General features: G+C 73.0%; 23 protein-coding genes. 12 read left to right on the top strand and 11 right to left on the bottom strand.

Translation table 11 applies throughout. The features are described from left to right. Positions 1-35 precede the first annotated feature (35 nt). Positions 36-665 carry a DinB family protein gene (locus ACFWZ2_RS02855; protein ID WP_384540822.1) on the top strand — a complete coding sequence of 210 codons (630 nt, stop codon included), beginning with the start codon at positions 36-38 and terminating at the stop codon, positions 663-665. Here the strand turns inward: ACFWZ2_RS02855 and ACFWZ2_RS02850 are convergent. Beyond that, on the bottom strand, positions 662-2,278 hold the full coding sequence (locus ACFWZ2_RS02850) for a sigma factor (RefSeq protein WP_384540820.1): 1,617 nt from the start codon (positions 2,276-2,278) through the stop codon (positions 662-664). The genes ACFWZ2_RS02855 and ACFWZ2_RS02850 overlap by 4 nt on opposite strands. A 215-nt stretch (positions 2,279-2,493) precedes the next feature. Here ACFWZ2_RS02850 and ACFWZ2_RS02845 point away from each other — a divergent pair, with 215 nt between their 5' ends. Then, complete coding sequence (locus ACFWZ2_RS02845; protein ID WP_384540818.1) at positions 2,494-2,907, top strand: SsgA family sporulation/cell division regulator; 414 nt, start codon at positions 2,494-2,496, stop codon at positions 2,905-2,907. Positions 2,908-2,987: 80 nt separating this feature from the next. Further along, a complete protein-coding gene (locus ACFWZ2_RS02840; RefSeq protein WP_384540815.1) occupies positions 2,988-3,710 on the top strand; it encodes a siderophore-interacting protein in 723 nt (240 codons plus the stop codon). A 19-nt stretch (positions 3,711-3,729) separates the two neighbouring features. Here ACFWZ2_RS02840 and ACFWZ2_RS02835 read toward each other — a convergent pair whose 3' ends face one another. From ACFWZ2_RS02835 to ACFWZ2_RS02815, 5 genes are all read right to left on the bottom strand, one after another. Further along, on the bottom strand, positions 3,730-4,743 hold the full coding sequence (locus ACFWZ2_RS02835) for a Gfo/Idh/MocA family protein (RefSeq protein ID WP_384540813.1): 1,014 nt from the start codon (positions 4,741-4,743) through the stop codon (positions 3,730-3,732). A gap of 44 nt (positions 4,744-4,787) precedes the next feature. Further along, complete coding sequence (locus tag ACFWZ2_RS02830; protein ID WP_384540811.1) at positions 4,788-5,990, bottom strand: D-alanyl-D-alanine carboxypeptidase family protein; 1,203 nt, start codon at positions 5,988-5,990, stop codon at positions 4,788-4,790. A gap of 103 nt (positions 5,991-6,093) precedes the next feature. Beyond that, positions 6,094-7,173, bottom strand: coding sequence for a DUF998 domain-containing protein (locus ACFWZ2_RS02825; protein ID WP_384540808.1), 1,080 nt, complete (start codon positions 7,171-7,173; stop codon positions 6,094-6,096). Positions 7,174-7,277: 104 nt separating this feature from the next. Next, positions 7,278-7,766 carry a glutathione peroxidase gene (locus ACFWZ2_RS02820; protein WP_384540805.1) on the bottom strand — a complete coding sequence of 163 codons (489 nt, stop codon included), beginning with the start codon at positions 7,764-7,766 and terminating at the stop codon, positions 7,278-7,280. Between the two features lie 454 nt (positions 7,767-8,220). Then, positions 8,221-9,024: an ABC transporter permease gene (locus tag ACFWZ2_RS02815; protein WP_384540803.1), complete on the bottom strand. Its 804-nt coding sequence runs from the start codon at positions 9,022-9,024 to the stop codon at positions 8,221-8,223. Between the two features lie 125 nt (positions 9,025-9,149). Between ACFWZ2_RS02815 and ACFWZ2_RS02810 the strand changes: the two genes are divergently transcribed. The 3 genes from ACFWZ2_RS02810 (at position 9,150) to ACFWZ2_RS02800 (ending at position 11,771) form a co-directional block, all read left to right on the top strand. Continuing rightward, positions 9,150-10,235, top strand: coding sequence for an S-(hydroxymethyl)mycothiol dehydrogenase (locus tag ACFWZ2_RS02810; RefSeq protein WP_384540800.1), 1,086 nt, complete (start codon positions 9,150-9,152; stop codon positions 10,233-10,235). Further along, entirely contained in the window at positions 10,235-10,891 is a 657-nt protein-coding gene (locus tag ACFWZ2_RS02805) for an MBL fold metallo-hydrolase (protein ID WP_384540797.1), read from the top strand. The genes ACFWZ2_RS02810 and ACFWZ2_RS02805 overlap by 1 nt, the downstream gene beginning before the upstream one ends. 169 nt (positions 10,892-11,060) lie before the next feature. Further along, positions 11,061-11,771: a DUF2470 domain-containing protein gene (locus ACFWZ2_RS02800; protein ID WP_384540794.1), complete on the top strand. Its 711-nt coding sequence runs from the start codon at positions 11,061-11,063 to the stop codon at positions 11,769-11,771. On the opposite strand, the gene ACFWZ2_RS02795 is transcribed toward ACFWZ2_RS02800, so the two are convergent. Both ACFWZ2_RS02795 and ACFWZ2_RS02790 read right to left on the bottom strand, forming a co-directional pair. Then, positions 11,736-12,023: a DUF1232 domain-containing protein gene (locus ACFWZ2_RS02795; RefSeq protein ID WP_384540792.1), complete on the bottom strand. Its 288-nt coding sequence runs from the start codon at positions 12,021-12,023 to the stop codon at positions 11,736-11,738. The genes ACFWZ2_RS02800 and ACFWZ2_RS02795 overlap by 36 nt on opposite strands. A 71-nt stretch (positions 12,024-12,094) precedes the next feature. Continuing rightward, complete coding sequence (locus ACFWZ2_RS02790; RefSeq protein WP_384540789.1) at positions 12,095-13,321, bottom strand: lactonase family protein; 1,227 nt, start codon at positions 13,319-13,321, stop codon at positions 12,095-12,097. Between the two features lie 198 nt (positions 13,322-13,519). On the opposite strand from ACFWZ2_RS02790, the gene ACFWZ2_RS02785 reads away from it, so the two are divergent. Together ACFWZ2_RS02785 and ACFWZ2_RS02780 are read left to right on the top strand one after the other, a co-directional pair. Then, positions 13,520-14,725, top strand: coding sequence for a hypothetical protein (locus ACFWZ2_RS02785; RefSeq protein ID WP_384540786.1), 1,206 nt, complete (start codon positions 13,520-13,522; stop codon positions 14,723-14,725). A 222-nt stretch (positions 14,726-14,947) separates the two neighbouring features. Next, positions 14,948-15,616, top strand: coding sequence for a TNT domain-containing protein (locus ACFWZ2_RS02780; RefSeq protein ID WP_384541256.1), 669 nt, complete (start codon positions 14,948-14,950; stop codon positions 15,614-15,616). Between the two features lie 63 nt (positions 15,617-15,679). Here the strand turns inward: ACFWZ2_RS02780 and ACFWZ2_RS02775 are convergent, their stop codons facing one another. Next, the gene (locus ACFWZ2_RS02775; RefSeq protein WP_384540784.1) at positions 15,680-16,339 is read right to left on the bottom strand and encodes a TetR/AcrR family transcriptional regulator; all 660 of its coding nucleotides are present in this window, start codon (positions 16,337-16,339) and stop codon (positions 15,680-15,682) included. Positions 16,340-16,477: 138 nt separating this feature from the next. On the opposite strand from ACFWZ2_RS02775, the gene ACFWZ2_RS02770 reads away from it, so the two are divergent. Continuing rightward, on the top strand, positions 16,478-17,956 hold the full coding sequence (locus ACFWZ2_RS02770) for a DHA2 family efflux MFS transporter permease subunit (protein WP_384540782.1): 1,479 nt from the start codon (positions 16,478-16,480) through the stop codon (positions 17,954-17,956). On the opposite strand, the gene rpmF is transcribed toward ACFWZ2_RS02770, so the two are convergent. Together rpmF and ACFWZ2_RS02760 are read right to left on the bottom strand one after the other, a co-directional pair. Then, positions 17,916-18,086, bottom strand: a complete 171-nt coding sequence (gene rpmF / locus ACFWZ2_RS02765; protein WP_384540780.1) for a 50S ribosomal protein L32 — start codon at positions 18,084-18,086, stop codon at positions 17,916-17,918. The two genes, ACFWZ2_RS02770 and rpmF, sit on opposite strands and share 41 nt — an antisense overlap. A gap of 59 nt (positions 18,087-18,145) precedes the next feature. Next, the gene (locus ACFWZ2_RS02760) at positions 18,146-18,508 is read right to left on the bottom strand and encodes a hypothetical protein (protein ID WP_384540777.1); all 363 of its coding nucleotides are present in this window, start codon (positions 18,506-18,508) and stop codon (positions 18,146-18,148) included. Between the two features lie 6 nt (positions 18,509-18,514). Between ACFWZ2_RS02760 and ACFWZ2_RS02755 the strand changes: the two genes are divergently transcribed. Genes ACFWZ2_RS02755 through ACFWZ2_RS02745 form a run of 3 tightly spaced genes read left to right on the top strand, consistent with a single transcriptional unit; the run spans position 18,515 to position 21,407 of the window. Further along, positions 18,515-19,246 carry a helix-turn-helix domain-containing protein gene (locus ACFWZ2_RS02755; RefSeq protein WP_384540775.1) on the top strand — a complete coding sequence of 244 codons (732 nt, stop codon included), beginning with the start codon at positions 18,515-18,517 and terminating at the stop codon, positions 19,244-19,246. A 56-nt stretch (positions 19,247-19,302) separates the two neighbouring features. Further along, a complete protein-coding gene (locus ACFWZ2_RS02750) occupies positions 19,303-20,190 on the top strand; it encodes a MerR family transcriptional regulator (protein WP_384540773.1) in 888 nt (295 codons plus the stop codon). Beyond that, positions 20,187-21,407 carry a glycosyltransferase gene (locus ACFWZ2_RS02745; protein ID WP_384540770.1) on the top strand — a complete coding sequence of 407 codons (1,221 nt, stop codon included), beginning with the start codon at positions 20,187-20,189 and terminating at the stop codon, positions 21,405-21,407. Before ACFWZ2_RS02750 ends, ACFWZ2_RS02745 begins: the two co-directional genes overlap by 4 nt. Positions 21,408-21,467: the final 60 nt, after the last annotated feature.

Below are 21,467 nucleotides of genomic sequence, written 5' to 3'. Positions count from 1 at the left end.
TGGAGCGAAGCGTGCGCGACCGGCAGACTGCGCCCATGAGTGGATCAGGGGCAGGAACGGGATCGGGGACGGGGACGGGGACGGACGCCAAGGCGGACCTGCGTATCTATCTGCAGGACGCACGCGACGTGCTGCTCTGGAAGCTCGAAGGGCTCCCGGAGTACGACATCCGTCGCCCGATGACGCCGACGGGCACCAACCTGCTGGGTCTCGTCAAGCACATGACCGGTGCCGAGGCACTGTACTTCGGCACGGTCTTCGGGCGGCCCTTCGCCGGAACACCCCTCTGGTTCACGGGCGACGCCGAGCCGAACGCGGACCTGTGGGCGACCGCCGACGAGACCCGCGAGCAGATCGTCGACGGGTACCGCGCGGCATGGGCCCACGCGGACGCGACGATCGAGGCGCTGCCCCTGGACGCGGTCGGCCGCCTGCCGGGCGGCGACCGGAAGGAGCTGACGCTGCACCGGATCCTCGTCCACATGATCGCCGAGACCGACCGGCACGCCGGGCACGCCGACATCCTCAGGGAACTCGCCGACGGCTCCGTGGGCCAGCGCGTCGACGGCGACAACATGGCACCCGGCGACGCGGCGTGGTGGGAGAACCACCGCAGCCGCCTGGAGCGCGCGGCCGAGGACGCCGCGGCGCGGGTGCGCCCCTAGGAGCTGTGGCAGATGTAGATCGGCCCGAACAAGGGCTCGCAGACCGGCGGTTCGGGGGTGGGGTCGACTGGAGTGGGCTCAACGGGGGTGGGCTCAACGGGGGTGGGGTCTCCGGGAGTTGGGTCCACCGGGGTGGGGTCTACAGGTGTCGGGTCCACGGGCGTCGGCTCAACAGGCGTGGGGTCCACCGGTGTCGGGTCGACGGGAGTCGGCTCCACCGGCGCCGGAGTCGTGGGCGTGGGGGTAGGGGTAGGGGTGGCTGTAGGCGTCGGTGTCGGCGTCGGCGGAGTGGGCGACGGCGTCTCGGCCGGGGGAGCGGTCGCCGGAGCCTGCGTCGCCGGGGGAGCGGCAGGGGCATCCGGGGCTTCCGGCGCGGGTGCCGCGTCGTCGGCCGGTGCCGGTGCCGGAGGCGCGGGCTGCCGCGGCTTCTCGGCCGGAGGCGTCGGCTGCGCGGGCACCTGCCCGGGCTCAGCGGTGTCGGGCCGCTCGGGGGACTTCTGCCACGGCGGCGCCGACGGCCGCGGCACCCCGCTCTCCGCCGTGGCGATCCGCTGCTGCGGCACGGCGGGCTGTTCGGATCCCGCGAGGGCGAGCCCCGCGGCGACCGCGGCCCCGGCCACGGTTACGCCGACCGCACCGGCCGCGGCGGCGGACAGCTTGCCGCCGCCGGTCAGGACGTGTCGTACGCCGTGGAGGAGGCCGCCACCGCCGTGGCCCGCCGCGGCACCCGCGGCCGAGCCCGCGGCGAGCGGGAGGAGGAACTTGCCCGAGCCGCCCAGGACGAAGATGAGGAGGGCGGGCCCGGCCAGCGCGGGCAGTCGGCTGTTGGCGCGGGTCAGCAGCGCGAGCCGGGTGCGGCAGTCCGCGCAGTCGTCGAGGTGGGCGAGCAGCCGCTCCGACTGCCGGGGCGACGCCTCGCCGCGGATGTGGCCGGGCATGCGGTCCCAGTGCGTCTCGCACGCGGGGTTCTCGGGCGTGCCGGGGTGCGCGCGCAGGAACGCCTGCCGCATGCCCTCGCGGGCCCGGTGCAGCAGCACCGCCGTGGCGCCGCGCCCGGCGCCGATGCGCCGCCCGATCGTTTCGAGGGGCTGCCCCTCGGCCTCGGCCAGCCACAGTGCCTTGACCCACCGCTCGGGCAGCTGGCCGAGCACGCGCGTCAGGAGGTCGACGGAGGAGACGCGTGCGGCGGGATCCTGCTCCGCGCCGCCCGCCCCGAACGGGGAGTCCGTGGCGCCCGTGATCCCGACGGTCTCGGGGGCCTGCGGGTCGCGCGGTGTCTCCCGCGCCGCGGCACCCCGCCCCACCGTGGCGGCGAGGTGCCGCACGGTCGTCATCAGATACGCCGGTACGTTCTCGATCTCGTGCCCGGCGGACAGCCGCCGCCACACCCGGAAGTGCGCCTCGGCGACGAGGTCGTCGGCGACCCAGGCGTTTCCGGTGAGCGAGCGTGCGTACGCGACGAGACGAGGCTGCTGTTCCTCGAAGACGCGTGTGTACTCCGCTGTGGCGGGCACCCGCACGGGCGCGACGGCCTGATCGACCGGAGCGGCCGCCGCGTCGGCGGCCGGTTCGGCGGATATGCCGGAGGGGGCGTCGGCAGGGACGTCGGTCATGGCAGGACACTCTCCCGTTCCCACTGCGGGGGGTTCGGACGAGTTCGAAACTCTAGGCGACAAATGTCGGACTTATGCGGGGTGAGTGGCGCAGGTCACATGGATCTCTTGGCGAGTTGCCGTAATGGACCCCCTGGCCGGGGGGTCTTCAGGGCACGTGGATCCCGGCCGGTGCGGGGATCCCGGAACCGGAACCGCAGAAGTGGAGCCCGATCATGGCCGTCACCCTCGAACAGCCCGCCCGCGCCCGCCTCATCACCCCCGAAGGCCGCGAGCGCGCCCTGCCCGTGACCCTGCGCTACTCGGCGGCGGACCCGCTCGCCGTCCAGATGACGTTCCCCTCGCAGGCGGCGCTCGACGGCGTGGAGGTCACCTGGATCTTCGCGCGCCAGCTCCTGGAGGACGGCCTCGCGGCCCCCGCGGGCGGCGGTGACGTGCACATCTGGCCGTGCGGCAGGGCCCGTACGGTCCTGGAGTTCCACGCGCCGCAGGGTCTTGCGCTGGTGCAGTTCGACAAGCTCGCGCTGCGGCGTTTCCTGATGCGGTCGTACGCCGTGGTGCCCGCGGGCGGCGAGGTGGCGGACCTGGATCTCGACCTGGGGCTCTCGCGGCTGCTCGGGGGTGTCTGAGCCGACTTTATTAGGTTAGGCTCCCCTAAGAAAATCACCTGGGACATTGCCAGGGGACGCACTCAGGGGAGGGGTGTCCGGTGGGGCATGGCTGGGAGGGCGTGGTCCTCAAGCTGTTCCGCGGCAAGGACTTCGAGTTCACCGTGACGGGGACCGAGGAGGTCACCGAGCACTACCGCCGCGTGCACGTCACCGACGGCGGCATGCTCGCCCTGACCGGCGTGCACCCCACGATGTGGGTGCGCCTCTGGTTCGACCACGCGGGCAAACCGCACCAGCGCGCGTACACCCTCGTCGACCCCGACCCGCGGGCGGGCACCTTCACCCTGGAGTTCGCGCTGCACGACGGCGCCGCCAGCGAGTGGGCGCGCAAGGCGGCGCCCGGTGACACGATCGACGCGACGGTCCAGGGCACCGGCTTCGAGACGCCGGACCCGCTGCCCTCGCGGCTCTTCGTCATCGGCGACCCGGCGTCGCTCCCGGCCGTCAAGTCCCTGCTGGCCGCGTTGCCGAAGACCCCCGCGACGATCTGGTTCGAGACGCAGCACGACTCCGACCACGACCTGGACCTGCACCTCGACGCGGACCTGCACGAGCTGCGCACCGTCGAACGCCGCACCTCCGGCGGGCAGCTCGTCCAAGAGGTGAGGGCCGCGCTCCCCGGTCTGCTCGGCGACCCGGCGGACGCCTATGTGTGGATCACCTGCGACACGACGACGACGCGCGCCCTCGCGTCGTACGTCCGCAAGGAGCTGTCCGTGCCGAAGCACCGCGTGCACGCCCTCGGCTACTGGCGCCCCTGACGCGCGAGTTCGTGTCGCCTCAGCCGTACAGTCCGGGCCGCTCGGCCAGTTCCACCGTGGCGCGCGTCCCCTCGCGCAGCGCGCGCACCCCGGCCTCGGCGACGGCGGCCGCCGCGTAGCCGTCCCAGGCGCTCGGCCCCGTGGCCCGCCCGGTCCCGGCCGCGGCGACCCAGGCGCGCACCTCACGGTCGTACGCGTCGGCGAACCGCACCACATAGTCCTGGTCCACGTCCTGCCGCGCGTGGCCCGCCGACCGGACGAGCATCGCGCGGTCGTCCCCCACCTGGGCGCTGCCGCGCTCGCAGACCGCCTCGCACCGCACCTCGTACCCGAAGCCGCAGTTGACGAAGACCTCCACGTCGACCAGGGCCCCGCCGGACGTCTCGAAGAGCACCAGCTGAGGGTCGAGCAGCCCCTGCGGGGCGTCGCCGGACGGGGACGGCCGCAGCACGGTCACCGCGGTGATCTCCTGGCCGAGCAGCCAGCGCGCCGCGTCGATCTCGTGCGACACGGAACTGCTGATGAGCATCTCCGAGGTGAAGTGCGGGGGAGAGGCGACGTTGCGGTGCCGGCAGTGCAGCATCAGAGGGCGGCCCAGGCTCCCCGATTCGAGGAGCGACCTCAGCGCGCGGTAGTCGGCGTCGTACCGGCGCATGAACCCCACCTGGATCAGCCTGCGCCCCAGGCGTGCCTCCGCCTCGACGACCCGGAGCGCGGAGGCGGCGTCGGGGGTGAGGGGCTTCTCGCAGAGCACCGGAAGCCCGCGCGCGCAGGCTTCGAGCAGCGCCTCCTCGTGCGCGGCCTCCGGCGAGGCCACCAGGACCGCGTCCACCCCGGGCGCGGCCAGCGCGGCGAGCGCCTCGTGGTGCACGGACACCCCGGCGCGGCCCGCCACAGCGGCCTCCGCCCGCGCCGTGTCCGGATCGGCGACCGCCACGACGCGGGCCCCGCCCACCGTCGTACCGATCCGCCGCACATGGTCGGCGCCCATGTGCCCCGCGCCGAGCACGGCCACCCCCAGCAGATCGCTCACTCCAGGCACTCCCTGTCATCGCCGGGGCGTCGCCCGGCCGCCACTCACTCGACGAACTCCCCGCCCGCGTCCGGGCGTCGGGCCACCGTAGCCCGTCGCCGCACGGCCAGCACGATGCCCCCGAGCACGGCGAGCGCCCCGGCGCCGACCAGCAGCACCGCAGGCCAGTCGGAGTCCTCGTCGGCCGCGGTCAGCTCGGTCTGTACGGCGGCGTGCGCGGGACCGGGGGCCGTGCGCGGGGACTTCGGCGGCGGAAGGAGCGACCCCACGGGCCGCACGTGCCCGGCCGCGGCGAAGCCCCAGTCGAGCAGCGACCTGGCCTCCTCGTACACGGCCTGCCCGCCGCCCGATTGCGGGTTCATCACCGTCACGACGAGGGTGCGCCCAGCGCGCCGGGCCGCGCTGATCAGGGTGGAGCCCGCATGGCTGGTGTAGCCGTTCTTCACGCCGAGCAGGCCGGGGTAGGGCGCCACGCCGTCGGCGCCCGTCAGGAGGCGGTTGGTGTTCTGGATGGGGTACGACCAGCCGCCCGCGGGGAATTGGGCCACGCGGGTCGAGCAGTAGCGGGCGAACTCCGGGTCGGCGAGCCCCGCCCTGCCGAAGACCGCCAGGTCGTACGCCGATGAGACCTGCCCGGCCGAGTCGTAGCCGTCGGGCGACACCACGTGGGTGTCGTTCGCGCCGAGTTCACGGGCCTTGGCGCGCATCTGCTTGATGGTCTTGGGCAAGCCGCCGTTGAGCCCGGCGAGGACGTGCACGGCGTCGTTGCCCGAGCTGAGGAAGACGCCCCGCCACAGATCGGCGACCCGGTAGCGGCGCCCCGGCGCCACCCCCACCATGCTGCTGCCCTCGCCGACCCGGTCCAGCTCGTGCTCGGTGACCACGTGCCGGGCGTCCGCGTCGAGCCGGGGGAGCGCCGTGAGGGCGAACAGGGACTTGAGGGTGGAGGCGGGCGGCAGCGGGCGGTGCGCGTCCCGCGCGGCGAGGACTTCCCCCGTACGGGCGTCGGCCACCAGCCACGACAGCGCGGAGACGTCCCCGGGCAGCGCGGGGGCGCCGGGCCCCGGCCGGACCTGGGTGCCGGCCTTGTCGAGGAGCGCGGAGGAGTACGCGGGAAGCGGCCGCGGCGGCGCCGGTTCGGCGGGCACCTCGGCCGCCGTCGCCGGTGCGGTCAGGAGGACCAGGGCCCCGATCGCGAGGGCCGCGGTGCGTACGGAGGAGGAGCGCGGAAGGTACCTGATGGCCATTCAGCCACCGTAGGAGCGCGGCCCGGACTCCGCAGATCGGCTTGGCCCGCCTGGAGGTATGTCCGGAGACCCGCCCGGAGGTGTGCCTGGAGATGCCGCCCCGTCACCTGGCTTGGCGCGCGGGCCGGATGGGGCGGGGGCCATCGAGCCCATCGAGCCCATCGGGCCCGTCGAGGTCGTGGTGGTCACGCCGGTGGTCACGCCGGTCGTCACCCCTGACCGTGACCGCCGCATAGGCCCGCAGCAGGACGGCCAGCGCGATGGCCGCGCACACCGCGTTGCTCACCAGGTCGACCGCCGTCGAACCGCCGCTCTCGGGCCGCTCAGGGAACGCGGTCCACATGTAGGTCAGCAGCGCCCCCGCGGCGAGCGCGAAGACATGGCGCTGACCCCACCCCCGCAGGCGCGACCAGCGCAGAACCGTCCGCACGCCGACCACCGCCACCACGCACCACACCGCGACGCCGACCCATTCGTACGCGTCGGAGGTGACAAGGACCGAAGGCCCCCAGTACAGGCTCGTCCCGACGAGGGCCGTGGCGCCCGCCACCCACGGTGCGGGCGCGGACCCGGCGAGCGGGCGCGGCCGCCACGACCTGACGCGGAACGGGAGGACGACGAGCGCGACGATGACGGCGCCCGCGAGGGCCAGTTGGGCGGGGGACGCGAGGAAGTGCTCCTCCGCGTAGTTCCCCCAGAAGACGAGCCCGGCACCCAGCACGTACGCCACACCGGTCACCGCGAAGCCGGTGCGGCCCAGCCACGGAGTGGTCCTGCGCCCCCTGGCACAGCACTCCACGAGCGCGATCGGCACCAGGATGCTCCACACCGTGTGCAGCGCGAGGATCGCCTGCGTCAGCTCGACGCTCACCCCGAGACCCGGCAGGAACGAAGGGCCGTGCAGCAGGTCCTGACCCGCGTACGAGTCGTTCCACAGCAGCTGGTCGACGGGGCCTTCCTCGATCAGCGCGTACGCCGCGGCGAGCAGCGCCATCATCGGCCAGCCGCCCCCGTACCGCCGGGCGGTCTCCCGCACGAGCAGCGCGCCGCAGCCGTACAGCGGCGCGAGCACGATCCCGAGCCCGAACTCGGCCACCGTCAGATTGCCGAGCAGAAACTCGCCGACGAACGGCGCCAGTAGGAACAACGCAAGAACGGGGCCGAACCGCCCAGTGGAAGCCATGCTTCGACGCTAGGCAGTCCGGCCCCGTCCAGGGATCACCCAAAAGTCGAGACCAACCGAACCAAAGTCGCTCCGCCCGGTCCCGGCTCAGCCCTGCGCCGCGGTCAGGCCGGAAGCACCTTCTCGATCGCGGCAACGACCTCGGCGGCATCCGGCTCGATACGCGGACCGAACCGGGCGACGACCGCGCCGGAGCCGTCCACGAGGAACTTCTCGAAGTTCCAGCGCACATCGCCCGAGTGCCCCTCCGCATCCGCCGTGTCGACGAGACGCCGGTACAGCGGGTGCCTGCCTTCCCCATTGACGTCGACCTTCTCCGTCATCGGGAAGGTCACGCCATACGTCGCCGAGCAGAACTCGGCAATCTCCTCGGACGTCCCGGGCTCCTGCCCCATGAACTGGTTGCACGGCACCCCGAGCACACTGAACCCCCGCGCCGCGTACTGCTCATGCAGCCGCTCCAGGCCCGCGTACTGCGGGGTGAGGCCGCACTTGGAGGCGACGTTGACGACGAGGACGGCCTTGCCGTCGAACTGACGCAGGTCGGCGGAGCCGCCCTGCAGGGCACCGATCTCTTCTTCGTAGACAGACATGCGGGCGAGCCTACGCTCCGCCTGCCGCGCGCAGGGCTACTGCCCACGTCGCTGCCACTCTCCGGCCTCGGGGACCCAGGAACGGCAGTCGCGGCCCCCACGATCACCGCCGCATCGTTCAGATCGATGGCCGCCGGGTCCGGGCCGCGAGGATCACGGACGCTCTCTCGCGTCGTACTTTCCTGCCGCAGTGCCTGACGCTTCCTCAGCTCGGCAGCCATCGCACCGCGCGAAAATCCAGGTGCCGCCGCAGAGTGCCGCTCGCTACGGTGAGGGCGTCCAGGTGCGAAGGAGCGGGTTACTTCGTTTGGGGAACGGGTGGTCGCGGGTTCGAGTCCCGTCGTCGGCTTCGGGTCGGCGTAGCTCAGCGGCAGAGCGCCATGTCACCTGCACCGACTCTGATCTCTGGACACCTGACGCGAGCCGTCTGCCCACCGCGGACATGGAGCCGAGCCTAAGCCCGCACCCCCGTCACCCCCTCGCGCCCCTCGCGATGCAGATGCCCCCGGGCGATCAGTTCCACCGTGAGGGCGACGGAGAGCGCTTGGACGGACAGCAGGGCGATGAGGACGAAGAGCTGGACGGCGCCGGCGAGCAGGGGGGAGGCGCCGCCTAGGAGCATGCCGACGAAGGCGCCGGGGAGGGTGACGAGGCCGACGGTGCGGGTCTGGTCGAGGCCGGGGAGGAGAGCGTCGGAGGCGGTGGGGCGGATGACCTCGGTGCGAGCGTCGTGGGCGGGGAGGCCGAGGGCGAGGCCGGCCTCGAACTCGCCGTGGCGGGTGCGGAGTTCGTCGAGGGCGCGGCGGCCCGCGAGGACCGTCGCGGTGAGTGCGCCGCCGATCAGGATGCCGGTGACGGGGATCATGGCGATGCCGCGTACGGGCAGCAGTCCCGCCAGGGTCAGACCGGTCACCACGGGCACGACGGGTCCGGCGATGGGCAGCGCGGTCCACCACCAGGTGCCGTTCGGGGTGACGCGGCGCCCCGCGGTGCGGGTGGCCACGGCGAACATGAGCAGCAGGAAGGCGTAGAGGGCCGCCGTGTGGTGCACCACCCAGCCGATCACCAGGGAGACGGCCGCCAGTTGGGCCGTCGCGCGTACCCCGGCGACGAGGATCTCACGGGCCCGGCCGCGCGAGCCGTCGGGGGAGAGCCGGAACACGGCGGCCGCCGTCGCGGCGGCGAGCAGCAGGACGAGCAGGGCCACGGCGAGTGCCGTATTGACCGGGAGCAGGGCCTGGGCAGCGAGATCACGCACGCGCTCACCCTAGGGCGCGCCGGGTGGGCGCGGGTTGCGGCGCCGCCGGGGACACCTGCCGCGCGACCTGTAACGATGGGACGCGAAATGCGTGGAGAGCGCGGAGAGAGAGAAGGGCTGAAGTCATGGCGCAGCAGGTGCAGGGCGTGATCGCACGCGCGAAGGGCGAGCCGGTACGGATCGAGACGATCACGGTGCCGGACCCGGGCCCGGGGGAAGCCGTGGTGAAGGTCCAGGCGTGCGGGGTGTGTCACACCGATCTGCACTACCGGGAGGGCGGGATCAACGACGAGTTCCCGTTCCTGCTCGGGCACGAGGCGGCGGGTGTCGTCGAGTCGGTGGGCGAGGGCGTCACCGAGGTCGCCCCCGGTGACTATGTGATCCTCAACTGGCGTGCGGTGTGCGGCCAGTGCCGTGCGTGTCTGCGCGGCCGCCCCCAGTACTGCTTCGACACGCACAACGCCAAGCAGAAGATGACCCTGGCCGACGGCACCGAGCTCTCGCCCGCGCTCGGCATCGGCGCCTTCGCGGAGAAGACGCTCGTCGCCGCCGGGCAGTGCACGAAGGTCGACCCGGCCGCCTCGCCCGCCGCGGCCGGGCTCCTCGGCTGCGGTGTGATGGCGGGCATCGGCGCCGCCATCAACACCGGGAACGTCGGCCGCGGCGACTCGGTCGCGGTCATCGGCTGCGGCGGCGTCGGCAACGCCGCCGTCGTGGGCGCCCGCCTGGCCGGTGCCGCGCGGATCATCGCCGTGGACATCGACGACAAGAAGCTGGAGACGGCGAAGGGCCTCGGCGCCACGCACACCGTCAACTCCCGCTCCACCGATCCCGTCGAGGCGATCCGCGAGCTGACCGGCGGTCACGGCGCCGATGTCGTCATCGAGGCGGTCGGCCGCCCGGAAACGTACGAACAGGCCTTCTACGCCCGTGACCTGGCGGGCACGGTCGTCCTGGTCGGCGTGCCCACCCCGGAGATGAAGATCGAGCTGCCGCTCCTGGACGTCTTCGGGCGTGGCGGCGCGCTCAAGTCGAGCTGGTACGGCGACTGCCTGCCGTCCCGCGACTTCCCGATGCTCATCGACCTCTACCAGCAGGGGCGGCTGGACCTGGACGCGTTCGTCACGGAGACCATCGCCCTGGAGGACGTGGAGAAGGCCTTCGAGCGGATGCACCACGGCGACGTCCTGCGTTCGGTGGTGATCTTCTGATGGCGGCCGACGCTGCAGCGGGCGCGTCCGGCGCGCGGATCGACCACCTCGTCACGTCCGGGACCTTCTCCCTGGACGGCGGCACCTGGGAGGTCGACAACAACGTATGGATCGTGGGCGACGACAGCGAGGCGATCGTGATCGACGCCGCGCACGACGCGGACGCCATCGCGGCGGCGGTGGGGGAGCGCCGTCTCGTCGCGATCGTCTGCACGCACGCGCACGACGACCACATCGACGCGGCCCCCGCGCTCGCCGCCCGCACCGGTGCGCCGATCCTCCTGCACCCGGCCGACGCGGAGCTGTGGAAGCAGACCCACCCCGACCGCGCCCCGGACGGTGAGCTCGCCGACGGGCAGGAACTGACCGTCGCGGGCACGGCCTTGAAGGTGCTGCACACGCCGGGCCACTGCCACGGCGCGGTGAGCCTGCACGCGCCCGCCCTCGGCACCGTCTTCACCGGTGACACGCTCTTCGCCGGCGGTCCCGGTGCGACGGGCCGCTCCTTCAGTGACTTCCCGACGATCGTGGAGTCCATCAAGGAGCGGCTTCTGACGCTGCCGCCCGAGACGGTGGTGCGGACGGGGCACGGCGACAGCACGACGATCGGTTCGGAGGCGCCGCACCTGGAGGAGTGGATCGCCCGAGGTCACTGATCCCGCCGACGGACGCGGGCCGGGCCGACGCAGGGCGGACGGCCGCGGATCGCGTCAACTGACGTATGTGCCATGGCCCCGCGCGGTTCGCCGCGCGGGGCTTTCGCGTACTGGCAGTGCCGCACGATCTCCGATAAGTTAGGCAAGGCTTACCTAATGGAGGTTGAGGATGGGTGTCCGTCACAGCGGCACGACCGAGCCCACAGCGGCAGCACGCGCGCGTTCCATGCTGGCCACCGCATGGTCCTGTGCCGTGACCACGGAGATCGGCAAGGACGAACTCGTGGGCGCGCACACCGTCACCGACGACGGCAAACTGCGGCTGCGCCCGCCCGAGGACAGCGCGCTCGCCGCCGCCCTCATCTGCGCACCGCACGGCGAGCCGTCCACGCTGATCGAATTCGCCGACGTCGCCCCGGTGCCGGTCAGGGACCGGATCAGGGCCCGGCTGTGGCTGTCCGGCTCGCTGGTGCAGCGGCGGGACCAGCTGATCTTCGACCCGGTGTGCGCCGTCCTGCACGACTCCACGGGACGCCTCGGCGTCGAACTGGACGAACTCGCCCTGACCGTGCCCGACCCGCTCGCCGAGGCGGAGTCGCGCCTGCTCACCCATCTCGCCGACGCCCACCCGGACGCCGTCGAACAGCTCACCCGCCTCATCAGCCCCGACAGCCTCCAGGGCGTCGTCCGGGTGCGCCCGCTCGCCATCGACCGGCACGGCATCACCCTGCGCCTCGAACGCGCCCGCAGCCAGGCCGATGTGCGCCTCGCGTTCCACCAGACCGTGGACGACGTCAGCCAGGTCACCGAGTGCATGCACGCCCTGCTGATGCGCGCCCGCCTCTCAACGACCCGGCGCGGACGGCCCGTCGGCGGCTGACCGCAGGGACCGCAGCGCGAGCAGCAGCACCCCGATGTCGTCCAGATAGACGGGGTCGGGCAGCAGATCCGCAGGCAGTACGAGATAGGCGACCGCGCCCCAGAAGACCCACTGCCGCGTGACGGGAAGCCCGGCGTCGCGCAGGGTGCGACGGGTGCGGACGAGCCGCACGAGCAGCACCACGGCGACCACGAGCGTCGCGGCCACGACGAGGCCCGCGACAACCAGCAGAGCCGTCATCTCCGTACTCATGGGTCCTGCCTCGGTCCAGGTCCGGGGCGTGCGTCCGCCGGACTCGCCGACACGCGGTGACCCGGCCGAGGCTACAGCGGCAGCACGCACACCGCGATCGGCGCGGCGAACGGCTCGCCCGTGCGGTGCAGGGCGCCGCTGCGCCCGTCGACCTGGAACACGCTCACCGAACCCGATTTCTGGTTCGCGGCGAACAGCAGCCGCTCGGACGGGGAGAAGGCGAGCTGCCGGGGAAAGTCGCCGCCGACCGCCACCGTGTCCAGGAGCCGCAGCCGCGCCCCGCCGTCCTCGATCGCGTACCGCGTGACGCTGTTGTGCCCGCGATTGGCGAGGAAGGCGAAGCGGCCCTCACGTGTGACCAGGATCTGCGCCGGATACGAGGTGCCGTCGCCGGTGCCGGTCGGCTGCGGCCTGCCCGGTGCGAGACGGCCGGTGGCGGGGTCGTACGCGCAGACGACGACCGTGTTGTCCAGTTCGTCGGCGAGGTAGGCGAAGCGCCCGCCGGGATGGAACGTGAGGTGACGCGGCCCCGCGCCGGGGTGCACGCGTGCGGCGGAAACCTGGTGCAGCCTGCCGTACTTCGGGTCGAGCCGATAGGTGTAGACGGTGTCGTTGCCGAGGTCGACGGCGAGGATGTGGCGGCCGTCCGGTGCCGTGATGATCTGGTGGGCGTGCGGACCATCCTGGCCGGGACCCGGCTCGGGGGTGGAGTGCGTGACGTGGTCGGTGCGTTCGCCGAGCGCGCCGGACCGCTCGACGGGGTGCACGCTCACGCTACCGGAGAGATAGTTCGCGCTGAGCAGCCAGCGGCCGTCGGGGTGTACGGAGAGGTGACAGGGGCCCGCGCCGCCGGTGGCACGGGAGTTGAGGATCCGGGGCGGGCCCTCGCCGTCCGCCGCGAGGGCGACGGCCGTGACGCGCCCCTTCTCCTGTTCGTCGACGGCGTAGAGCGTCCGACCTGAGGGGTGCAGGGCCAGATAGGAGGGGTCGGGCACGCCGGTCAGCGTTCCGGTGCCGGTGATCCGCCCCGTCGTGTCGTCGTACGTGGCAAGGCCGATGCCTTTCCCGCCGCCCTCCTGGGAGGTGTACGTCCCGAGGAACAACGGCCGTGCGCGGCGCGGCCGGTGACGGAGCGAGGCGCTCGCGGCCCGGCGCTCCCGGTCCGGCGCCGCACCGGCCGCGCAGGCGGTGGCCGAGGTCGTCGCCGCCGTCGCGGCCACCGCGCCGAGCGTCCCGATGAACCGCCGCCGCCCCCAACCGCTCCCGGAATTCCCGGCCGACCCTGCTCCGCTGCTCATGCCTGCACCTCGTGCGTCGGTGGTGACGGATGTGGCAGCCACAGTGCCCCGAGCGCGCCCGGGCGGACAAGTGCCGCAACGCGCGGTGCGGGAGATGCCACGCAATGGCCCACGCGCCATCCCGCGGGGGAGGGGGCCCGCCGGACGACCCCCGGTGTCCGGGGTCCACCGCGTGGGGGAGGCGGCCGGTCCCGGGGAGTGACGCGGGCGCGGCCGCCGGCGGCGAACCTCGTGGTGTCGGCGATCTTCGGACACCTGGAGGACCTGGTGACGCTCCCCACGCACACACCCCAACTCGGCCGCACGGGCGGGTTGTTCGAAGGCCCGCCCGCATCATGGGGCCGCCGCTGGCCCGTGTGGGCACCCTTCGCCGTACGCGTGTGGGGTGTGCTGTACGCCGCGATCCTTGTCACCTGGGCCGCGACCGGAACCGGCGTCCCCCTGACGCCGCACGTGTACCAGCCGGTGGCCCTGCAACTGGCCCAGGCGGTGCTCGCCGTCCTCGCGGTCGCGGTCTGCGCGGCCACGGCCAAGGAGCGCGCGAGACCGGGCAGGATCGTGCTGGGGACGTCGCTCGCACTCCTCGTCCCGGCGTTCGGATGGGGCGCGGTCGGGCTGCCGATGCACCTGGTGACGCTGGTGTCGGGCGCGGGTGTGGAGAGTGCGACGGGGCTCGTCCAGCTCCTCCTGAACACCTGCGGGGCGGTGCTCGTCGCGATGGTCGCCGTGGCGTACCGGCGTCGCCTGCGCGGCCGTTGTGCCCGCTGCGGCGTGCGGCACGAGGGTCCGGAGGAAGGGCCGCTGCACCACCCGCCGGCCTCCGTCGCGTCGGTGCGGACCCGGGTGGCGGCGTACGTCCTCGTGTGCGGTCTGCTGCCGTGGTCCCTGGTCAAGACGGTCTGGCTGTTCGGCGGCGACGCGATCAGCGTGAGCGGTGAGGCGTGGCAGGCGGACGTCGAGTCCAGTGCCACGGGGGCCGCGCGGCCGCTCGCGCAGATCGGCGTCGATGTCACCGTCCTCGCCTCGCTGCCCGGCATCTTCCTGCTGGTCGGCCTGTTGTACCGCTGGGGGCAGGTGTTCCCGCGCTGGACGCTGTTCCTGTCCGGGCGGCGTGTCCCGCGCCTGTTGCCGCTGGTCCCGGCCTGGCTGGTCGGCGGCGCCCTGTCGGCGTACGGAATCGGTCTTCTCTGCTACGCCCTGCTGAGCGCGCTCGGCGCGGTGCAACGGATGGAGCCGACCGGCGTGTTCACCACCGGCACCGGGATGACCTGGATGGTGACGTTCGGCGGACTGTCCTTCGGGGGCCTTGGCACAGGCCTCCTCGTGGCGGCCCGCTCCTACGCGGCCCGCACCCGGCAGGTCTGCGCCACCGCGCTGAACGCCGCCGACGCACCCGGCCATTGACGTGGGGTTCGTCCCGGCCGGGCGACCGGAATCGGCCAACGCGGGGGCGCCGCAAGGCGAGTCGGCCACGCAGCGCCACTACTCCTATACGGTGTGCGAGCGATTCTCATTGACCGCACAGAAGTGACCGCACAGAAGTGACCGCACAGAAGTGACCGCACAGAAGTGACCGCACAGATCCGTACGAGGAGTTGCCGAGTGGACCACAGCCGTGTGATCCGAATGCGTACCGTCCTGGCCGCGCTCGGGGTGGCGACCGTCATGGCGGCCGCCCCCGCCGCGAGCGCCGCTACCGCCGCACCCGCGCCCCCGGCGTCGAGCGGCGCGGCGCACGAGCCGTGCACGGGCGAGTTCCACGGAGACGCCCGTCTCGGCCCGGCCTGGCTGCCCAAGAAGTGGGAGCGCCCCGTCGGCCCGCTCCTGAAGAACTGGAAGCGGACGGGCAAGCTGTCGCCGACGTCCTTCCTGAAGAAGTACTGGGAGGGCCCCGCGGGCACCGGGAGCTGGAAGTACCCGCCGAACGACGGCTTCGACACGGTCAACGGCCAGATCGACAAGCACCCCGAGCGCCTGGACGAGGGCGAGCGGCTCGACCGGTTCGGGTCGGAGTACGGCTCGTTCCTCGCGCCCGCGGGCGACTCCTACGCGGAGCGCGCGCTGCCCCCGCAGAACCTCAACACCCGTGACGCCGCGTTCTCCTGCGACTACCGCGTCTACGAGGTCAACAAGCCGTTCTACGTCTGGCAGGGCAGCATCGCCCCCTGGTTCGAACAGCCCGGCGGCGGCCAGCAGATCAAGCTCGACCCGATCTTCCTCAACCCCGGCGAAGGACAGCGCCTCAACGTGAAGTGGCTCATCGAGCACGACTACCTGGAGCCGGTCGGCAACTGACGGCACCGGCCCCCGCGTCACCTCGACCCCGCGCGCCTGCGCGGGGTCGAGCCGTCGGGGGCCTCACTCGCGCGGCGCGGCGAAGGCCCGGGTGAAGGTCTCGACGGCCGCGGCGACCGTGGCCCGCACCTCGTCGTCGGGGACCGTGCGGGTGCCGAGGACGGAGCGTCCCTCGATCGGCCCGGTGAGCAGTGCGACGAACTGCTCGGCGGCGCGCACCGGATCGTCGAGGCGCAGCCTCCCCGCGAGCGCGAGCCGGGCGAGGCGGTCGGCGAGCGCCTCGGTGAGCTGGTGCGGGCCGCTGCCCCAGACCTTCTCGAACAGGTCGGGGAACCGGGAGATCTCCGCGTGCAGCAGACGCCGCAGGGCCCAGGCGTCGTCGCTCGTGTAGCAGAGCAGCAGTCCGTGCCCGACGTCCCGCAGTGCCTGCGGCAGGTCGTCCACGTCACCGCCGAGGCGCGTCAGCACGGCGAGGCTCTTGGCGGCGGCCCGCTCGGCGGTCGCGGTCATGGCTTCCTTGAAGAGCCCTTCCTTGCCGCCGAAGTGGTTGTAGACCGTCGGCTTGGCGACCCCTGCCTCACCGGCGATCGCGTCCACGCCCGCCTTGCCGTACCCCTCCTTCGCGAACACGACGAAGGCCGCGTCCAGGATCGCCTCCCGCTTGTCGATGCGTCCGCGCGAGGTCCGGCGGCTGTCCGTGGTGGAGAGATGGGGTCCGGTCACCGCGTCATGCTACCGCCCAACCCATCTGATTGAACTGGGTAGTTCAAGAATTCTTCCGTGATGGTTGTCTCCTACTGAACTGAACATTAGATTGAACCAGCCAGTTCAATCTGACTCGATGTCACCGGAGGACGACCCATGACGGAGATACGCGGCCGCGGCGACCGCCTCGACCCGGCGCTGTTACGGCTGATCGCCGTGCTGCTGATGGGCGGGCTCATGGGCCTGCTCGACGGCACGATCGTGAATGTCGGAATCGGCACCCTGGGCGACCACTTCGACAGTTCCCTCGGCACGGTCGGCTGGGTCGCGACCGGCTACCTCCTCGCGGTCACGCTCGCCATCCCCTTCACCGGCTGGGCCGTCGACCGCTTCGGCAGCAGGCGGATGTGGCTGACCGGCCTCGCCCTCTTCGTCGTCGGCTCACTGGCCTCGGGCCTCGCCTGGAACGTGGAGAGCCTCATCGCCTTCCGGGTGGTCCAGGGCTTCGGCGGCGGCATGCTCGACCCGATCATGCTCACCCTGCTCGCACGTGTCGCGGGCCCCGAGCGGGTGGGCCGGGTCATGGGCCTGATGGGGATCGTCATCCCGCTCGGCCCCGTACTCGGCCCCATCCTGGGCGGCCTCATCATCGAAGGGCTCGACTGGCGCTGGATGTTCCTGGTGAACATCCCGATCGGCGTCCTGGCCTTCGCACTGTCCCTGCGCGTCGTGCCGGCCGACCTGCCCAAGAGCGAGCGCACGGCCGCACCGCTCGACGTGCTCGGTCTCGCGCTGCTCGGTCCGGCGTTCGCTGTCCTCACCTTCGCGCTCTCGCGGGCGGGCGAGGACTCCGGCTTCGGCGCCGCGCCGGTGATCGTCGCGCTCGCGCTCGGCGCCCTGCTGCTCATCGGCTACGGCGTGCACGCCGTGCGGGTGGGATCCAGGGCGCTGATCGGCCTCGGCCTGTTCCGCAGCCGCGGCTTCTCCGCCAGCGTCGCGGTCATGGGGCTCACCGGCGTCATGCTCTTCTCGATGCTGTTCCTCGTGCCCCTCTATCAGCAGGAGGTGCGCGGCCACGGCGTCCTCGCGGCGGGGCTGCTGCTCGCCCCGCTCGGCGTCGGCTCGTTCCTCGCCATGCCCGTGGCCGGGCGGCTGAGCGACAAGGTCGGGGCCAGGCGACTCGCCCCGCTCGGCGCGCTCGTCATCGCCCTCGGCTCCCTGGTCCACGTCCGGGCGGGCGTCTCGACCAGTGAAGTCCTGCTGGGTGCCTGCGCGTTCACCACCGGCGTGGGCCTCGGCCTCATCGGCGCGCCCACCATGGGTTCTCTCTACCGGACGCTGCCCGGCGAGTCCGTCGCGCAGGGCACGTCGGTGCTCTACATCGTCAACCAGCTCGGCGCGTCGCTCGGCATCGCCGTCGTCGCCCTGCTGCTCCAGCGGCAGGCCGACGGCGGCCACGCCGCGGTGGAGTCCTTCCAGGCCGCTTCCTGGTGGGTGTTCGGGGCGGCGGTGGCCGTGCTGGTCGCGGGCGGCTTCCTGCCGGGGAAGCAGGAAACCGCCGCGGCCGGGGCGAAGGGCGGATCGGCGGGGAGCGTCAGCCCTCCGGTGTCAGCAGGCCCCGCTCGTACGCCTTGACCAGGCGCTGCGGAACCAGGTGCCGGGTGCCGTCGACGGTGACCGGGACCAGGTGCGGGGTGCTGGCCTTCCACTGGGCGCGGCGGTGGCGGGTGTTGCTGCGGGACATCTTGCGCTTGGGCACGGCCATGGGGACTCCTGATGGGGGACGGGGGAGGTGTTCCGCACACTATATGAAAATGGATCCCATTAACAAGTGGCGACTCCGACGGCCCAGGCGAGATACCCGGCGTTCACGCCGAGCCGTGCCGCCACACCCCATACGGTGTCGAGCGGCCGGGTGGCGGAACGGGTGTGCCGGGCGGCGTCCAGATGGGACAGCTGGAAGGCGGCGATCAGGGCGGTCGCGGCCCAGCCGCCGGCCGTCCGCGTCGCCGGGGCGAACAGCAGCCCCGCCGTGGCCAGTTCCGCGACCCCGGTCACGGCGACGATGATGGCGGGGGCGGGCAGCCAGCCGGGGATCAGAGTGCGGAAGTACGCGGGGAACACGAAGTGGGCGAGAGCCGTGCAGGACAGGAAGAGCGCGAGGGCCGGGGCGGCGAAGGTGGGCATGCGGCGATGATCGGACGCCGCCCCGGGGTGCGTATTGAACAGAACGCTGATCCTCGGGAGACGCCAGGACCGTCGTCGTTCGTCGACCTCGGCGAGATCACCGTCTTCGCCGAATCCCGTGCGTACGAGGTCTCCCCGCATCGGCATCCCGCGTGGAAACTCGTCCTCCCCGTCGGCGGGCACGCCGTCCTGGGGGCCTCCACGGGGGCGGGTGTCCTCGTGCCGCCGCAGTACGCGCACGCCTGCGCCACCTCGTCCGCGTTCGTCGCCGTCTTCCTCGAACCCTGGTGCCTGCGGGCCGACACCGCGGCGCCGACCTGGCTGGACGCGCCGACCGTGCGGCGGCTGCTCGACGCGGCGCACGACGGCCAGGGTCTGGACGCGGAGGCACTGCGGGCCGGGCTGACCGGGCTCATGGGGGCGCCCGACGTCGATCCGCGCATTCCGCACGCCGTACGGGCGGCCGCGGGCGCCACCCGGATCGACGCCGTCGCCGCCGAGCTCGGGCTCTCCCCGGCCGGGCTGCGCGCCCTGGTCGGGGCGCGGGTCGGCATCCCGCTCAGCACGATGCGCCAGTGGCGGCGGCTGCGCGCTGCGGTCGGCCCGCTGGTGGCCGCGGGCGGCGCGCGGGGCATCGCCGACGCCGCGGCCGCGGCGGGATTCGCCGACCAGGCGCACCTCACCCGCGCCGCGCGCAGGTTCGTCGGACGGACCCCCGGATCGCTGCGCCGCCGCTGACTTGACCCTTACGTCGCGTCAGGCTTCACGCTGTACGACGACGAAGGGCGAGAACCATGAGTTACACCGTCGGCCAGGTCGCCGGCTTCGCGGGGGTCACTGTGCGCACCCTGCACCACTACGACCGCACCGGACTGCTCACCCCCGGCGAGCGCAGCGCGGGCGGCTACCGCCGCTACAGCGACACCGACCTGGCCAGGCTGCAGCAGATCCTCTTCTACCGCGAACTGGGCTTCGCGCTCGACGAGATCGCCGAGATCCTGGCCGATCCGGGGGCCTGCGCCCTCGACCAGCTGAAGGCCAGACGGCAGGCGCTGCGCGAGCAGATCGGCAAGCTGGAGCGTCTGGTGGAGGTCGCCGAGCGGGCCATGGAGGTGCAGCAGACCGGGGTGCGGCTCAGCCCCCGGGAACGGTTCGAGGTCTTCGGCGAGATCACCTTCGATCTGAGTTACGCCACCGAGGCCGAGCTGAAGTGGCAGGACAGCGCGGGGCACCGGGCGGCGATGCAGAACGCCGCCGCGCACTCCAAGGAGGACTGGGCGCGGCTCATGGCCGAGGCCGCTGACTGGCGCGACGAACTGCTCGCGGCCTTCGACGACGACGAGCCCGCCGCGGGGGAGCGGGCACGGGACATCGCCGAGGCGCACCGGCTGCACATCACCCGCTGGTTCACGGACTGCCCGCCCGACATGCATCTGCGCATCGCGGACGACTTCGTCGACGACCCGCGCGCCTTCGCGCTCGTCGTGCCGCCTTCGCAGCAGCGTCCGGGGCTCGCGGACTATCTGCGTACGGCGGTCCGGGCCAATGCGGAGGCACAAGTGGAACCTCACATTCAGCGCGAGATCCGAGGCAAGTCTCACCCTAAACGTGAGGGTGATGGTTGGGTCGGCGATGCATCCGTCACCGCTCCCGAAGCGGAAGGAACCGGAGAAGGCAGATGACGAGAATCCTGATCACCGCCGCCGGTTCGTACGGCGACGTCGCGCCCTACACCGGCCTCGGCGCCCGGCTGCGCGAGGCCGGGCACGACGTCGCGCTCGCCACCCACGACTCCTTCGCGCCACTGGTCGCGGCCGCGGGCCTGGAGTTCCGTCCGCTGCCCGCGGGCCCCGAGAGCCAGGGGCGCGGGACGGGACAGGGCGGCAGGGAACTCATGCGGACCGCCACCGCCTTCGTGCGGAAGCTGGGCGACGGACTCGCCGACGCGGCCGAGCGGGGCACCGACCTCCTGGTGCTCTCCACCACCACCGCGCCGCTCGGCCGGCAGCTGGCCGAGGCCATGGGCCTACCGGCCCTGGGGGCGTATCTCCAACCGGCACATCCCACGCGGGAGTTCCCGCCCGTCGTCGGCGGCACCCGGTCGCTCGGCGGCTTCGGGAACCGGCTCCTCGGCCGCTTCTCGCAGCGCATGGTCAACCGCGTGTACGCCGACGCCGTGCGCGACCTGCGGGCCCGCCTCGCGCTGCCCGCCGAACGGCCGGGCACGGTCCTGGCCCGCCAGGAGCGGGAGCACCCTGCGGTCCTGCACGGCTTCAGCCCCGCCGTGGTGCCCCGGCCCGCCGACTGGCGCGAGGGCCTCGACGTCGTCGGCAACTGGTGGCCGCACCACGACCGGGCGCAGCCGCTGCCGCCGGAACTCGACGCCTTCCTGCGGGCCGGGCCGCCGCCGGTGTTCATCGGCTTCGGGAGCATGGCCGCGGGGGAGGGCGAGCGGCTGAGCGAGCTCGCGGTGGCGGCCCTGCGCGGGGCGGGACTGCGCGGAGTGCTGCAGTCCGGCCGCGCGGGGCTCGCCGCGTCCGGCGACGACGTCCTCACCGTCGGCGAGGTGCCGCACGCCCTGCTCTTCCCCTGGGTCGAGGCGGTGGTCCACCACGCGGGCGCGGGCACCACGGCGGCCGCCCTGCGCGCGGGAGTTCCCGCGGTGCCGGTGCCGGTCATGGCCGATCAGCCCTTCTGGGCCGCCCGCGTCGCGGCCCTCGGAGCGGCGACCGACCCCATTCCCTTCAAGGACCTCACCGCGCCACGCCTCGCGGACGCGCTCGGCCGTGCGGTCCGCGAGGCCGCCCACGCGGGTGCCGCGTCGGACCTCGCCGCCAGGATGGCCGCGGAGGACGGCGCGGGCCACGTGCTCAAGGCGATCGAGCGGATCAGCGGCTGAGGGGTGGTGTCGGCGGCCTTGTCCGTGGTCGGCGAACCCTGGTCGCTCCTCGGGGCGTTC

This window comes from Streptomyces sp. NPDC059002, from assembly GCF_042740435.1.
GTDB lineage: Bacteria > Actinomycetota > Actinomycetes > Streptomycetales > Streptomycetaceae > Streptomyces.
This window is presented reverse-complemented; position numbering and strand designations above follow the sequence as displayed.